This window comes from Cupriavidus sp. FW305-3-2-15-C-LB2, assembly GCF_058787575.1.
Map to the genome: position 1 here is coordinate 39,802 of NZ_JBYSZW010000030.1, position 13,745 is coordinate 53,546.

Consider the following 13,745-nt stretch of genomic DNA (forward strand, 5'->3'; position numbering starts at 1 on the left):
TCCTCGCGGGTTCCCCGACCCGTACCACGAGATTGATGCACCACACCGACGACGCCCTTCCCGAGCACGAATCCACCGCCATCCACGAGCCCCGCCTCTGGCGCGACAAGGGCTGGACCGCCCGCGTCATCAAGAACGAGGACGGCGACGGCTGGGCAGTCGAAATGATCCGCGACGGCAGCGCCGAGCCCGCGCTGGTCGGTCCCTGGACCATGGGGCGAAACAAGGTCGATCCCAAGCCGCTGGATGCCACTGCGCACCAGACGCTGGTCAAGACGGCTTCAGAGGTTATCCGGCGGCATGAGCAGCAATTGCATGCGCAGCTCAACAAGCAGGTCAGCATCGAGTCTGAATCCGGCACTGTGATTGTGAAGCTCGCCATTACGCCGGATGAATTCGAGCCCTTTGGCACGCTCACGGCTGAGGATTCCTTCGGCGATGTGCTGGCGACTGTGAAGGTGCGGCCCGACTTTCGGCTGACGCGGGACAGCGCAGAGCGTTGGGCTGCTGGTGGGTTCGACAGGATTCGCTAGGCAACTGCCTGACAGCGAAGCGCCGGAAGATTGCGAATCGTCTGATCGCCACAGACGACAGAGATGGGAACACTAGAGCCATCACCGAGACAACGGTGATCGGGCGTACCAACCCGGATCTTTACAGACGGCCGTCTCATACGGCCAAGTTCGCGCGTCCACGTCTCCTCAGTTTTTGGCGGGCCGGGCGGGGCAGCCGAAAGGCTGGCCGGATTACTCTGTGAAGACCGGTTTGGTACCCCCGCTGTCTGGCCCGCCACCCTTCATTTTTATCCATCAGGCGGGTCTTCCAACTTTGATAGGAGTTCGCAATGGAAGAGCAAACCGCGTCGAAACAACAAACCGTCTTGATCGCCAATCCGGAAGATTGTCGCGAATCGCTGAATTGCATCAGTGCTGGATTGGACAGGGTGCTAGTGCTGTTGGAAGTGGAAAGCGAATGTTCGGATGCTTGCTTTGGTATCCGGTGTCTGGTGGCGATGATTAAGGCGAAGTTTGACCGGACGGCGGGGGAGATTTGTCCGGTGGAGTGATTAGTGGTGCTGATGTGGCCGGGGGTGTTGCTCCGGCGGGATGGGATAACCGCAGCTTCGGCTGCGGTTATTTTTCCAGGGATGGTACTTGGTCTGCTGCTTGGACTGAGGCATATCGGCCACCAGGCGGCATCCGGCAGCCCTGTCTGCGCAGGCAGTTTACGGACCATTGCAGGACACTCAGCGAGCGCGCGGCGATCGACTGTTCTGCGACCAAAGACAGTCGGCTTTTGCCGGATCGCAGTGCACTCGATCCGGACAGCGATATTCTCTAGGCTGTCTCCGTCCGCAAAACGAACTTTACTTCTTGACCGACCATACTTTCGCTGCAATCTCTGCCATCTGCGATTGCCTGTCCTCAATCGCAGACTGGTCCCATTTCTTATAAAGAGCTATCATTTTCGTAAAATGAAAATTAGACTTATCAAGTTCAGCTTTTTTTGTCTCGAAGCTCTCGTTCCCAATTGTACTGTTGATTTTTGACGACATAATCGCCAAATTACCGAGGCGGCGATGGTATGCCTTTGCATCATCAACGTTCCAATGCTTCAGCCATCCAGCCGACGGCGTAACCGGCAGCACATGTTCAAGGTTGACACGTGCAGTGTCTGTATTCGGCGTCAACTCTCCCGAAGAATTCTGGGAAGCGGTCTCAATTGCACGTAGATAATATCGAGCTAAAGCCTGTTTCGAAATGGATGTCACTTTGAACGCCGAAATAAAGGCAGAGTCAGTCGGCAACGTAGTGAACGTTCTTAATATTTCATCGATGGATGTTAGCTTGCCGTCTGCTACACCTTTCGCAGCATCGCTGTAAATACGCTCCAATGTACCACCACCAGCGCCCCCAACAATCTGAAATCTTACTGCCACAGCGACCAATCGCTTAAACGCCGCAGCAACCTTCTTCTTTTCGAATTTGTCCAGGATGGCCAGAAGAAGCGGACGAACTTGAACCATCCCAAGAAGATTTAGAGTGTGAACCGCATCTCTGGTTGCACTATCGTATCCAGACCATGATTCATGATCCGTATTGATCAACGCCGCATAAGTGCGAGCAGTATTACTCAAATCTGTTGAGAACTGAAGAGCAAGCTTTTTGCTTGTAATTCGCCTCTTAATAATACCAAATAAATCCTTTTCCCGGACCAGGCCGTACTTCGACATCGCAAAATGCCTGAGATAGGTAACGATTAGCGGATCCTCGGACGCACTTTCCAATACTGCTACCATCGATAGCCAGCGATTCTTTGTCTCCTCAATCTTATCTCCAGACCGATGAAAAAGATAATTCTTAAGCAGATCCGAAATTGCGAGTTCGAGCCCGCGATCATTAAGCGTCTCGAAGATCACGAACGCATTACTATCATCTGGCGCAGTCACCAAAATAACCTTCAGGTTTGCTTCCAGATAATCTAGCCACTCGTGCAGAGTTTCCTCGGAGTCCTTTGAGGATTGGCATAGATCGTCCACATACTGGTGCATGCATGCTGCTGCGGAGAGTAGCCGCTTATGAGACTGCCGCGGGAACCTCTCGGCCTCGATTGCCGAACGATCTTCAATTAGTTCTTGGTAGAGCTCGTTGTCCACCTCATTGAGAACAAGGCGCGGTTCTCGTTCCTTCGTCTTACGGTCCACACTGGCCAAGAAGTCGTTTCTAATGGACGTTTCGGCCTCGGTGTCATTATCTTGTCTAAATCTGTCGCGAATTGCTGAGATCAAAAGGCTCACTGTGGTTAGTCGCTGCTGACCATCAACCACTTCGAATCGACGGTCCACTGGACCGGTGACAACAATCGAGCCTAGAAAGTACTCTTTCTCGTCGCCTCTGATTGCCTCGCTAATGTCTGTGAGTAGCGCCTCAACATGTTCAGCCTCCCATGCGTAAGAACGCTGATATGCAGGCACGCGGAACCTGCGCGTTTTCAGTACATTACTAATTCCGTCAAGCTGGATACTGATTTCTTGGACTTGCGACATTTGCCCCCCCAGGTATCTTAAAGAAGATACGACGAACGAATGGTGCCTGATAGGGAGCAACTGACGCACCCCGACTTTCGTAGGGGGTCCTGCCGCCTGTGGGGCTGACGGCCCCCGCACAGAACAATAATGCCGCACATCGATCACGACCCAGTACCGTCCTGGCCTTAGAAAAGAAGCCTTCGCACTCAGAACTGCTTCGCTTGATCTAGCACACGCGTTGCGATATCTTGGTCCGCCGAATGACCACAACCATCAGGGCCCATGTATGCCGACGCCACAGTACATTGAGTTCGAAAGAAAAAGGCTGAAGATAACCGAAAATTCTGCGTGCTCGTTCCAAGGCAGAGACACCGCAAACCGTCTGTTACATGAGCAAGGGACTTCGGCATGGCATACGAGCGGATTCCCGAACAGGTTGCCCCCGTGGCCAGAGGCCTACAATCGGATGCGACTAGACATTCCGACAGTTAGAGTAATCTCTGACTCGCTTGAAGCAATGGGTGCACCCATATTACTTTCGGATGAGCACATCGCAGCAGCAAAGGCATTTGTACAGGAACTCTTTGACGAAGGCATGGATGGAGTGGCCGTCAAAGTCAGTCAATTCAATCATAGCGATGATGTCGAAGCCTTCTATCTCGCTTGTGACGTTGAGGACGGAGCGGTCTTTCTTCCGAAGTTCTTTCCTACTCCTGTAGAGCTAATTTCTCATGAGCTTGGGCATGCTGTACATCATATGCTTCGGAGGAGGAGTAACCCAACGGATCCCGCATTCTGGACAGGAGGACAGATCGAAGGTGAACTTTGTGCTTATTACACCCAAATAAACTACATTCTAGAACATGGTACTAGGACCCAGTTCTATCAGGCGCTTGGTGCGCTTGCTACTTTCGCGGCGGAGCTCGTGATAGATCGAGCGACATCCTCCCGGCTCTCGCTCTCTGATTTTCTCTGCGATGAGGACTTTGCTCCGTACGCGGGAGTATCAGCGCGAGACTTTGTCATACGCATGTTCTGTGCATTAGATCGAAATTTCGATAAGAACGGCGCAAAGCTTTTCGAACTGCGATCATCCTTCCCAAGGGGATTTGGCTTTGCTCTTGCACTGAAACTGATCGACGAACGAGAATCAATGCGAAACTTTATGGCGATTGATTCGTGCTCCGTTCCATTAGATCAGAAGTTGTCAATGGCATTTCCTCATCGTCGCAACCTTGATAAGCTTGATGATCTTCCCCATGTAATAGCCCGTCTCGCGGAACGATTATCCGACTAGGGCGCTCACCAGAGAGCTCCTTGCGACTGATGCGATAGACTGCATGGCCAACGGATACACGTAGCAGCGGCGCCTGTAGCTTTTACCCTTGTAAGGGTCAGAAATAAGGCCGGCTCGCGACTAACAGAGGTCACTTGCCAGCCAGCACCAGACGATTCAGATCGGTCCCGTACGAATTATCGATCGCACAGAGCCTATTGCCTTCTGCCCTCTTCCTAAAAACGTACGTCGCACGTCTGGTCGTTGCGACGGCAGAACCCGCTGCATCGAGCGAGTTGAGTACGGTCTCCAGGATCACAAGAGCCGTATCACCGTTCTCCAGTACGACCGTCTCGCCCTGACTGACGTTCATGCTGTGATTGAAGGGCTCGGCGATCGCTACGAATGCGCGGCGAATTCGCTCCTTGCCGTTTGCCACCATGCCCGGCTTGACAACGAGCATCGCGTCGTCGGCATAGATTGCCACTAACGCATCAAAATCCTCGGCAGTGATTTCCGGGAGGGCACTGCATGCGGACCCAAGAACAAGCACAAGGGAGAAGACACCGGACCATGAGAACAATAATAATGATGCGATCCGTCAGATGCGCCCTGACACTGACGTTCGCGGCGGGCAGGTGGCAGGGACGTCGATCTTCGCTGCCGCGGAGAACGCAGACGTGATTCATCTCAACGGCAAGGTACTGACGGTGGACGCACAGCGGCATGCCGCATTGGAACAACTCGGCTCGCGACCCGAGTCCCCTGCTTCGCCCCCTAGCCAGAACCGCTTCGCTCCACTTTGATCGCGTCTCTCGTCCCTTCCACACGTCCGGCGCATTGCGCCGGACGTAGCCCATCCCTCAATACCCGCGTGCTGGATCAATGATGTTGTCCGGCGCTTCACCAGCGGAAACCCGAATAATATTCTCCGCAATCTGCCTCGCCGCAGACGACGGAATCGCCACCGAAGCCAGATGGGGTGTGATCAGCACATTAGGCATGCTCCACAGCGGATCCCCGGCAGGCAAAGGTTCCCGCTCGAAAACGTCCAGGGTTGCCCCGCCGATGTGGCCGCTTTGGAGCAGGTCCGTAAGCGCCGCCTGATCGGCCAGTGCGCCCCGCGCAACGTTGATGAAGGCCGCGCCTCGCGGCAGCCGCTCGAGTCGCGCGCGATCCAGGATGCCAGCCGTCTGCGGCGTGAGCGGCAGCATCACGACGACAATGTCCGCCTGTCCGAGCACGGTGTCGAGCGTTTCCAGTCCGGCAAAGCATTCCACGCCTTCGATTTGCGCCGGGCTGCGCGACCAGCCGATCACCTTGAACCCCTGGCGCTGCAGTTCGTGGGCCGCTTTCGCGCCCAGCTGACCGAGCCCCAGAACCGCCACGCGGATGTCTTCCGGAGAACGGGGATGACGGTAGGCCCACTCGCCCCGCCGCTGCGCCTGCTCGAAGTACGGGATGTCCCGGGCGTGCCGCAGCACGGAGAACAGCACGTATCCCGCCATCATGCGCGCCATCTGCGGATCCGTGAGCCGTGTGATCGGAATGCCTTGGGGAAGATCCTGCCGCTGAACCAGTGAATCAACCCCCGCCCCCAGATTGACGATCAGGCGCAGGTTCGTCATTTCGGCAAAGAAATTTTCCGGCGGTTTCCAGGCGAGCGCGTAGTGAATGTCGGCCGGCCGGGTGATTTCGCTGGAGTGAATGACTTTCAGATTCGGGAGCTGGGCCTGGAGCGCGCGCTTCCACGTGTCGAAATCGTCGAAGGCGCTGTAGAAAGCCAGCGCGCCCGAGGGGGTGTCTTCAGAAATTGGCATCTTGGCAACTGCCTTGAGAATAATGGCAAGGACGGCAGCGAGAGTACATCCTGCTGCCGTTCCGCGTGCGCATGGAAATCAAACCGCTGCTCTGCCCTTCTGCACCAGCCGCGTGACGGCCTCGATGGCGAATTCGTAGCCGTCGCCGCCCAGCCCGGCGATCACGCCATCCGCCACCTTTGAGATGTAGGAGTGGTGGCGGAACGGCTCGCGCTTCCAGATATTGCTCATATGGGTTTCGATGATCTTGCCGGGGAAAGACAGCAAGGCATCGAGGATCGGAATCGACGAGTAGGTCAGGCCGGCCGCATTGATGATGATGCCGTCCGCCACGCCGCGCGCTTCCTGGATCCAGTCGACCAGCTGTCCCTCGTAGTTCGACTGCAAGAAGCGCAGGTCGGCATTCAGCGACGCGGCCTTTTGCTCGCATCGTGACTGCAGCACCGGAAAGCTGTCGCTGCCGTAGGTCTTGTTGGCGTCCAGGCCATAAAGATTGGCGTTGGGGCCGTTCAGGAACCAGATGGTGATTCTCTCGCTCATGTTCTGACCTCTGTATCTCAACCTTCGTGGGGGCGCGTGGCCAGCATGGCGGGCAGGCTTTGGAAAGCCTCATTCCAGCGTGCCGCGTTGCCGTATCGGGCGCGCCAATCGAGTTCGGGAAACCGGAAGTCCAGATATCCCAGCGCGCAGCCAATGGTGATTTCACCGATGGTGGGCTGTTCTTCCACCAGGTCCGGTGCGATAGCGTCGATTGACTCGAGGCAGGCGCTGACTTTCGTCAGCAGCGCTTCGCGCCACGTGGGCCACTGGACTTCCTCGGGGCGCGCGGTCCGTTCGTAGCGCGCGAGCAGCGCGGCGTCGAGCAGGCCATCGCCGAGCGCCTGGCGGGTCAGGGCCGTCCACCGCGCGGGGCCGGAGGCGGGAAAGATGTCCGCGGCGTCTGCCCGGCTGGCCAGGTACTCGCAAATCACCCGGCTGTCATAGATGGCCTGGCCATTTTCGAGGAGCAGCGTCGGGACTTTGGCGAGGGGGTTGTGGGCCGCGATGCGCGGGTCGCGCCGCACCGGATGGGCGGCGCTGTCCAGCAACTCGATGGATCCGGCCTGCCCCGTCAGGTGTGCGCAGACCATGACCTTGCGCACGAATGGCGAGGTCGGAGCGAAAAGAAGTTTCAGCATGCTTGATTGGATGACAGGCTCTAGGGGATCAGGACCAGCTTGCCGAAGACCTTGCCGCTTTCCAGCATCTGGTGGGACGCGACCGCCTCCGCGAGCGGGAAGGTGGCGTGGATGCGCGGCTTGACCCGTCCGTTTTTCAGCAGCGGGATGACATGGCGGGCAAGGCTCTGGGCCATCCGGGTCTTTTCGTAATGGCTCTGGGGGCGCATGGTGGACGAGTGCAGGCTCACCTGGCGCTGCATCAGCGTCAGCAGTTCGACATTGACCGCCGAGCCTTGCATGAAGGACAGGCTGACATGGCGGCCGCCGAAGGCCATGGCGGCAAGATTGCGGCGGACATAGTCGCCGCCGACGATGTCGATGACCACGTCGACCCCGCGCCCATCGGTGTACTCCAGGCAGGCCTTGGTGAAATCGGTGGTGGGCCAGCAGATCGTCGCGTCGGCGCCCATGGCGCGCAGTTCCGGAAAACGGCTTTCGTCGTTGTCCGTGGCGATGACGGTTGCGCCGGCGGCATGCGCCATCCGGATCGCGAGCGTGCCGATACCGCCGGCTGCGCCGTGGATCAGGACGGTTTCACCCATGGTCAGGCGGCCCAGCTCGAACAGGTTGTGCCACACGGTGAACAGCCCCTCGGGCAAGGCGGCTGCCTCGGCATCGGAAAGCGTGCCGGGCACGATGAAGGACTGATCGACCGGCGCCGTACACCACGGCGCATAGCCGCCGCCGGGTACCAGGCTCATCAGCCGCTGGCCCATCAGCTGACTGTCCACACCGGGGCCGCAGGCCACCACTTCGCCGCAGACTTCCAGGCCGAGCACGTCGGTGATTCCGGGCGCGGGCTTCGCGATACCTTGACGCTGCATGATGTCGGGCCGGTTGACGCCGGCGGCAAGCACGCGCAGCAGGACTTCGCCAGCACCGGGCTCGGGCATGGGGCGCTCGGCCAGCGTTAGCACACCGGCGTCGCCGGGTTCACGGGCGATGATGGCTTGCATGGAGCGGGGAAGACTGGTCATGTGTGTGTTCTCTCAGGCGGCGTTGTCTGACGCGTTGTGTCATGCCTTCGCGATGCGAGCTTGCATCTGTTCTTACGTCCGCTTCTGCGGACTGAAAATGCTGACGCCCTCATCGGGCAGCGCAAGTCCCGCGACCGAGCCGATGGGCCATTGCTGCATGGCGCCCAGGCCTGCACTGCGCACCGTGACGACCTGACGGGCCGTCATCGGAATGTCCACGTCGATGAACGTATTGATGTGATCGCCCTGGTAGACGTGATTGATCACCGTGCCACTCAACACCGATTCGGCATGCAGATGCTCAAGCTTGATGTGCTCCGGGCGCACGTACACGTCCAGCCTTTCCCCGTCGTGCGATGCGTCGGCCAGGCGGGCATGCGGGAAGCTGATGAGCCCCGAGCCCAGGCGCAGTTGCACATCCGTTGCCGTCTGGCCGTGATAATGCGCCGGCAGGATGTTCACGTCGCCCAGGAAGGACGCCACGAACGGGTCTTGCGGGTTCTGATACAGATCGGCCGGCGACGCGATCTGCCGAATGATGCCGTTCGACATCACCGCGATCCGGTCGGACATGGCCAGCGCCTCGCCCTGGTCGTGGGTGACGAATACCGTGGTCAGGCGCAAGCGGCGCTGGATTTCCCGGATCTCTACCTGCATGGAGCCGCGCAGGTTCTTGTCCAAGGCCGAGAAGGGCTCGTCCAGCAGCAGTACCTTGGGCTGGATCACCAGCGCCCGCGCCAGCGCCACGCGCTGCTGCTGGCCGCCCGAGAGTTCGCGCGGCTTGCGGTGCCCGAGGCCGTCCAGCTTCACCAGGTCCATCACCTGCTTCACGCGCTGTGCGATTTCGTCCTTGCCCACGCCCCGCATGCGCAGGCCATAGCCGATATTGCGCTCGACGGTCATGTGGGGAAAGAGCGCGTAGTTCTGGAAGACGATGCCGATCTGCCGCTTGTGCGGCGGCTCGCAGGTCACCGGCTGGCCATCGATGAAAATCTCGCCGGTGTCGGCTTCCGCAAAGCCGGCGATGAGGTTGAGGAGCGTCGTCTTGCCGCAGCCGGACGGGCCCAGCAGGGTGAGGAATTCCCCGCGTCGTATCTTCAGCGAGAGCTCGTGCAGCACGGTGTGGTCGTGATACTTCTTGACCACCTTTTCCAGGCTGACTGCGGTATCGGGCTGTGCGTGGGGTTGCTGTGCGGCAGGCTCGGAGTTGGCTACGTTCATAGGTGTACAGAGATTGAGGAGTATGCCGTGCTCCAGGCTTGGGCCCAATGACATCGAGGCCGAGCTGGTACTGGCAAGCAGGATAAGTCAAACAGCCAGTATCGGGACTTTGCCGAAACTGATGCGGTCCCTCGGAAAAAACGAAATGCCCGTTTTCAGGCGCAGGCGGCGCGGATGCGATGGCCGGGAACGCCTTGTGGTGCGCGGGTGCGGGGGGCAGTGCCGAGCCCTTCGGCCCGCGCTTTACTTTTTCCTAAGTGCTGAGTTTGAAAAACGTGATTTTCAAACGAGGTGGGCTTCATCAAACTGGCCACCATCGATGAGCGATGTCCCCAGGGCGCCAGTACGCCTTGCCGTCGAAGCTTCCGTGCCGGGGCGACTGACCGGGGCGATCATTCTTAGGAAATTCAAATGTCAGTGGAAAAAATCAACACCGTGGTGGTCGGTGCTGGCCAAGCGGGCATCGCGATGAGCGAGCATCTCGCGCACATGGGTGTGCAGCATGTCGTGCTGGAACGCAGCCGAATCGCAGAACGCTGGCGCTCGGAACGTTGGGATTCTCTGGTCGCGAATGGACCGGCCTGGCATGACCGTTTTCCCGGGATGAAATTCGAGGGCATCTCGCCGGAGACCTTTCCGTCGAAAGAGCGCATGGCGCAGTATTTCGAGAGCTATGCCGCCATGCTGAAGGCGCCGGTCCGTACCGGCGTGGAAGTCAGGCAGGTGGAACGGCATCAAGGGCGTCCCGGATTCAGGGTGACGACTTCCGACGGCATCATCGAGGCAGACAACGTGGTTGCCGCAACCGGCCCGTTCCAGAAGCCAGCCTATCCGAAGATCGTGCCTGAGAGCGAAAAAATCCGGCAGCTGCATTCCTCGGCCTACAAGAATCCGGGCCAGTTGGCGGAAGGCGGGGTGCTCGTGGTGGGCGCGGGCGCTTCCGGCTCACAGATCGCCGAAGAGCTGCGCCAGGCCGGCAAGACGGTTTATCTCTCGGTCGGCGAGCATTACCGCCCGCCGCGCGCGTACCGTGGCCGTGACTACTGCTGGTGGCTGGGCGCCCTCGGCCTGTGGGATGAAGTGAGGATCCGGCCCAAGAAGGCGCACGTCGCTTTCGCCGTGAGCGGCTATGAAGGCGGCAAGACCGTCGATTTCCGGCGCCTGGCGCACGCGGGCATCAACCTGGTCGGCCTGACCCAATCCTACAAGGATGGCGTCATGACATTCGAGCCAGGCCTGCCCGAGAACATCGCCGAAGGCGACCGCGCCTACTTCGACGTGCTGCGCGAAGCGGATGCCTATATCGAAGAGAATGGCCTGCCGTTTCCGCCGGAACCTGACGCCTGGGAGCTGCTGCCGGACCCGGAGTGCCTCAAGCACCCGATCCTCAACCTCGACCTGGCTGAAGCCGGCATCACCACGATCCTCTGGGCGACCGGTTTCAAGTTTGATTTCAACTGGCTGAACGTGAAGAATGCCTTCGACGAGAAGGGCGATCCGTTCCACAAGCGCGGCATCTCCGCGGAAAGCGGCATCTATTTCCTGGGCCTGCCGAATCTGGTCAACCGGGCGTCGTCCTTCATCTATGGCGTCTGGCACGATGCGAAATACATCGCTGACCATATCGTGCTCCAGAACGGATATATGACGTATGAGCGGTCTTGAGCCTGTTCCTGAGGCTGCACGGTGACCTGTCATTGGTAACGAGGTTGCACGCACGAGCTGCCGGATCGGGCGATCCGGCAGCTTTTTGTTTTTTTCAAGGGAGTTCCCATGGCCGAGATGACGTGCATTGAAGACCTGCGCAGCCTGGCGAAAAAGCGCGTGCCGCGCATGTTCTATGACTATGTCGACGGCGGTTCGTGGACCGAATATACCTACCGTGCCAACGAGGCGGATTTTCAGCGTATCGAATTCCGCCAGCGGGTGGCGGTGGACATTACCGAGCGCAGCACCACCAGCACCATGGTGGGCCAGCCGGTCAGCATGCCGGTGGCGATCGCGCCCACCGGGTTGACCGGCATGCAGCACGCCGATGGAGAAATCCTGGCCGCGCGCGCGGCGAAGCGGCACGGCATTCCGTTCACCTTGTCCACCATGAGCATCTGCCCGATCGAGGCGGTGGCGGAAGCGACCGGGCGCCATCCGTTCTGGTTCCAGCTGTACGTGCTGCGCGACCGGACCTTTGTCGAAAGCCTGATCGACCGTGCCAGGAATGCCAATTGTTCGGCGCTGGTGGTCACGATGGACCTGCAGGTCTTCGGCCAGCGGCACAAGGACAAGAAGAACGGTCTGTCCACGCCGCCCAAGCCGACCCTGCGCAACCTTGTGAACATGGCGAGCAAGCCGCGCTGGTGCATGGGCATGCTGGGTACCAGACATCGTCAGTTCGGCAATATCGTCGGGCATGCCAGGGGCGTCGACAATATCGGGTCGCTGGTGGAGTGGACTCAGGAGCAGTTCGATCCGCGTCTGTCCTGGCACGATATTGAATGGATCAAGAAGCGGTGGGATGGGAAGCTGATCGTCAAGGGCATCCAGGACCCCGAGGATGCGCGGCTGGCGCTGGCAAGCGGCGCCGATGCCATCATTGTGTCGAACCATGGTGGGCGCCAGCTGGACGGTGCCGCGTCATCGATCTCCACATTGCCGCGCATCGTGGAAGCCGTCGGGGATCGGGTGGAAGTCCATATGGATGGCGGCATCCGCTCGGGCCAGGATGTGCTCAAGGCGATCGCGCTCGGGGCGCGTGGCACGTATATCGGCCGCGCCATGATGTATGGCCTGGGCGCCCTCGGCGAGCTAGGCGTGACCACGGCCTTGAGCATCATTCAGAACGAGCTCGATCTCTCCATGGCGTTTTGCGGCAAGACGGATATCCAGTCGGTCGATCGCAGCATCCTGCTGACTTCATTTTGATAGCGTCCGTGAGGCGTCCGGGCCAAAGCTGGCCAGGATGCCAGGACTTATCGACATAGAAATTCGACGAGGCCGGCCAGCATGCGGTCGCAGGCTTCGATCTGCGCCAGCTCCACATACTCGTCGGCCTTGTGTGCGACTTCAATGCTCCCGGGGCCGCAGATCAGCACTGGCGTTTCGTTCCAGCTCTGCTGGAACAATCCACCCTCGCTGCCATAGTCCACCCTGGCGCATGGGGTGCCCGCGGGGAGCAGCGAGGCGAGCAGGCCGACAGCAGGCGAATCCTCGCGCGTGTTCAGGCTGGGATAGCTGTTCGTCATCTGGATGTCTGGCAACGGCGCCGCAGGATCCAGCGCCTCTTTTTTGACGCGCTCGGCCAGGCGTTCCAGGACGCGCCTCAGGATCTGCTCGGGTTTATCTTCCGAGACGTTGCGAATCTCGAAGCTGACTTCGCATTCGCTGGGCACGATGTTCAAGGCGCGGCCGCCGTGGATGACGCCGGCGTGGACCGTGCTGTAGGGCACGCCGTAGCCCTCCTCGCGCGGGCCGCTTTGCGCCAGTTCACGCTGCACGTCCCGCAGGGATGCGACGAGGTCGCTGGCCATGTGGATGGCGTTGAAGAACCTGGGCGCCAGGCCTGAGTGGCCGGCCTGGCCGCAGCAGACCGCCCGGTAGGCAGCCTTGCCCTTGTGACCGGTGCCGATCCGCATCAGGGTCGGCTCGCCGACAATGCACAGATAGGGTGCGGGGAGGCTGTGCTCCAGGCGGCGCAGCAGGTGGCGCACACCTACGCAGCCGATTTCCTCATCGAAGGACAGCGCCAGCTGCAAGGGGCGCCGGAGCGGCTGCCGGGCGGCCGCCACCATGGCGGTGACGGCGCAGGCCACGAAGCCTTTCATGTCGGCTGTGCCGCGTCCGTAGATGCGGCCATCCCGGTGCGTTGCCTCAAACGGGGGCGAAGTCCAGGGCTGGCCTTCCACCGGCACCACATCGGTATGGCCGGAGAGCAGGACGCCCGGAACGCCCACCGGACCGACCGTCGCAAACAGATTGGAGCGGCTGGGGTCTTGCGGGTCGGGCGCGAGCATCGATTCGATGCCGGCTTCCGCCAGGATGTCCTGGACCTTGTGGATGAGCGCGATGTTTGGCGTCAGGGAAACCGATGCGAAAGAAATGAGCGTTTCCAGGAGAGAGACGCTTGCGGAGGAGGCTTGATTTTCCATCTCTGGCCCTTCTTGAGGGGGCATTGCCGAAACACGGCATGACCGATGCGGCTGGCGGCGC

The 13,745-nt window shown here is 59.7% G+C and carries 13 protein-coding genes; 5 read left to right on the forward strand and 8 right to left on the reverse strand.

Going from position 1 to position 13,745, the window contains the following annotated elements:
* Positions 1 to 35: 35 nt before the first annotated feature.
* Together AC3WRR_RS21090 and AC3WRR_RS21095 are read left to right on the forward strand one after the other, a co-directional pair.
* Entirely contained in the window at positions 36 to 533 is a 498-nt protein-coding gene (locus tag AC3WRR_RS21090) for a hypothetical protein (RefSeq protein WP_492298037.1), read from the forward strand.
* A 311-nt stretch (positions 534 to 844) separates the two neighbouring features.
* Positions 845 to 1,066 (forward strand): DUF1484 family protein, encoded by a 222-nt coding sequence (locus AC3WRR_RS21095; RefSeq protein ID WP_041687977.1) that lies wholly within the window; start codon positions 845 to 847, stop codon positions 1,064 to 1,066.
* Between the two features lie 300 nt (positions 1,067 to 1,366).
* Here AC3WRR_RS21095 and AC3WRR_RS21100 read toward each other — a convergent pair whose 3' ends face one another.
* Positions 1,367 to 3,046 (reverse strand): DUF262 domain-containing protein, encoded by a 1,680-nt coding sequence (locus tag AC3WRR_RS21100; RefSeq protein ID WP_439669675.1) that lies wholly within the window; start codon positions 3,044 to 3,046, stop codon positions 1,367 to 1,369.
* 499 nt (positions 3,047 to 3,545) lie between these two features.
* On the opposite strand from AC3WRR_RS21100, the gene AC3WRR_RS21105 reads away from it, so the two are divergent.
* Positions 3,546 to 4,325, forward strand: a complete 780-nt coding sequence (locus AC3WRR_RS21105) for a hypothetical protein (RefSeq protein ID WP_439669674.1) — start codon at positions 3,546 to 3,548, stop codon at positions 4,323 to 4,325.
* 130 nt (positions 4,326 to 4,455) lie between these two features.
* Here the strand turns inward: AC3WRR_RS21105 and AC3WRR_RS21110 are convergent, their stop codons facing one another.
* The 6 genes from AC3WRR_RS21110 to AC3WRR_RS21135 form a co-directional block, all read right to left on the reverse strand.
* Positions 4,456 to 4,857 carry a YybH family protein gene (locus AC3WRR_RS21110; RefSeq protein WP_492298072.1) on the reverse strand — a complete coding sequence of 134 codons (402 nt, stop codon included), beginning with the start codon at positions 4,855 to 4,857 and terminating at the stop codon, positions 4,456 to 4,458.
* 310 nt (positions 4,858 to 5,167) lie between these two features.
* On the reverse strand, positions 5,168 to 6,124 hold the full coding sequence (locus AC3WRR_RS21115; RefSeq protein WP_492298040.1) for a 2-hydroxyacid dehydrogenase: 957 nt from the start codon (positions 6,122 to 6,124) through the stop codon (positions 5,168 to 5,170).
* A 78-nt stretch (positions 6,125 to 6,202) separates the two neighbouring features.
* Positions 6,203 to 6,664: a type II 3-dehydroquinate dehydratase gene (locus AC3WRR_RS21120; protein ID WP_454750891.1), complete on the reverse strand. Its 462-nt coding sequence runs from the start codon at positions 6,662 to 6,664 to the stop codon at positions 6,203 to 6,205.
* 17 nt (positions 6,665 to 6,681) lie between these two features.
* A complete protein-coding gene (locus AC3WRR_RS21125; RefSeq protein ID WP_492298042.1) occupies positions 6,682 to 7,302 on the reverse strand; it encodes a glutathione S-transferase in 621 nt (206 codons plus the stop codon).
* Between the two features lie 20 nt (positions 7,303 to 7,322).
* Positions 7,323 to 8,300: an NAD(P)H-quinone oxidoreductase gene (locus AC3WRR_RS21130; protein ID WP_439669670.1), complete on the reverse strand. Its 978-nt coding sequence runs from the start codon at positions 8,298 to 8,300 to the stop codon at positions 7,323 to 7,325.
* Between the two features lie 93 nt (positions 8,301 to 8,393).
* The gene (locus AC3WRR_RS21135) at positions 8,394 to 9,542 is read right to left on the reverse strand and encodes an ABC transporter ATP-binding protein (RefSeq protein ID WP_492298074.1); all 1,149 of its coding nucleotides are present in this window, start codon (positions 9,540 to 9,542) and stop codon (positions 8,394 to 8,396) included.
* A gap of 411 nt (positions 9,543 to 9,953) precedes the next feature.
* Between AC3WRR_RS21135 and AC3WRR_RS21140 the strand changes: the two genes are divergently transcribed.
* Both AC3WRR_RS21140 and AC3WRR_RS21145 read left to right on the forward strand, forming a co-directional pair.
* A complete protein-coding gene (locus AC3WRR_RS21140) occupies positions 9,954 to 11,207 on the forward strand; it encodes a flavin-containing monooxygenase (protein ID WP_439669669.1) in 1,254 nt (417 codons plus the stop codon).
* Positions 11,208 to 11,315: 108 nt separating this feature from the next.
* Positions 11,316 to 12,461: an alpha-hydroxy acid oxidase gene (locus AC3WRR_RS21145; protein ID WP_492298044.1), complete on the forward strand. Its 1,146-nt coding sequence runs from the start codon at positions 11,316 to 11,318 to the stop codon at positions 12,459 to 12,461.
* Between the two features lie 47 nt (positions 12,462 to 12,508).
* On the opposite strand, the gene argE is transcribed toward AC3WRR_RS21145, so the two are convergent.
* A complete protein-coding gene (argE, locus tag AC3WRR_RS21150) occupies positions 12,509 to 13,684 on the reverse strand; it encodes an acetylornithine deacetylase (RefSeq protein ID WP_492298046.1) in 1,176 nt (391 codons plus the stop codon).
* Between the last annotated feature and the right edge of the window lie 61 nt (positions 13,685 to 13,745).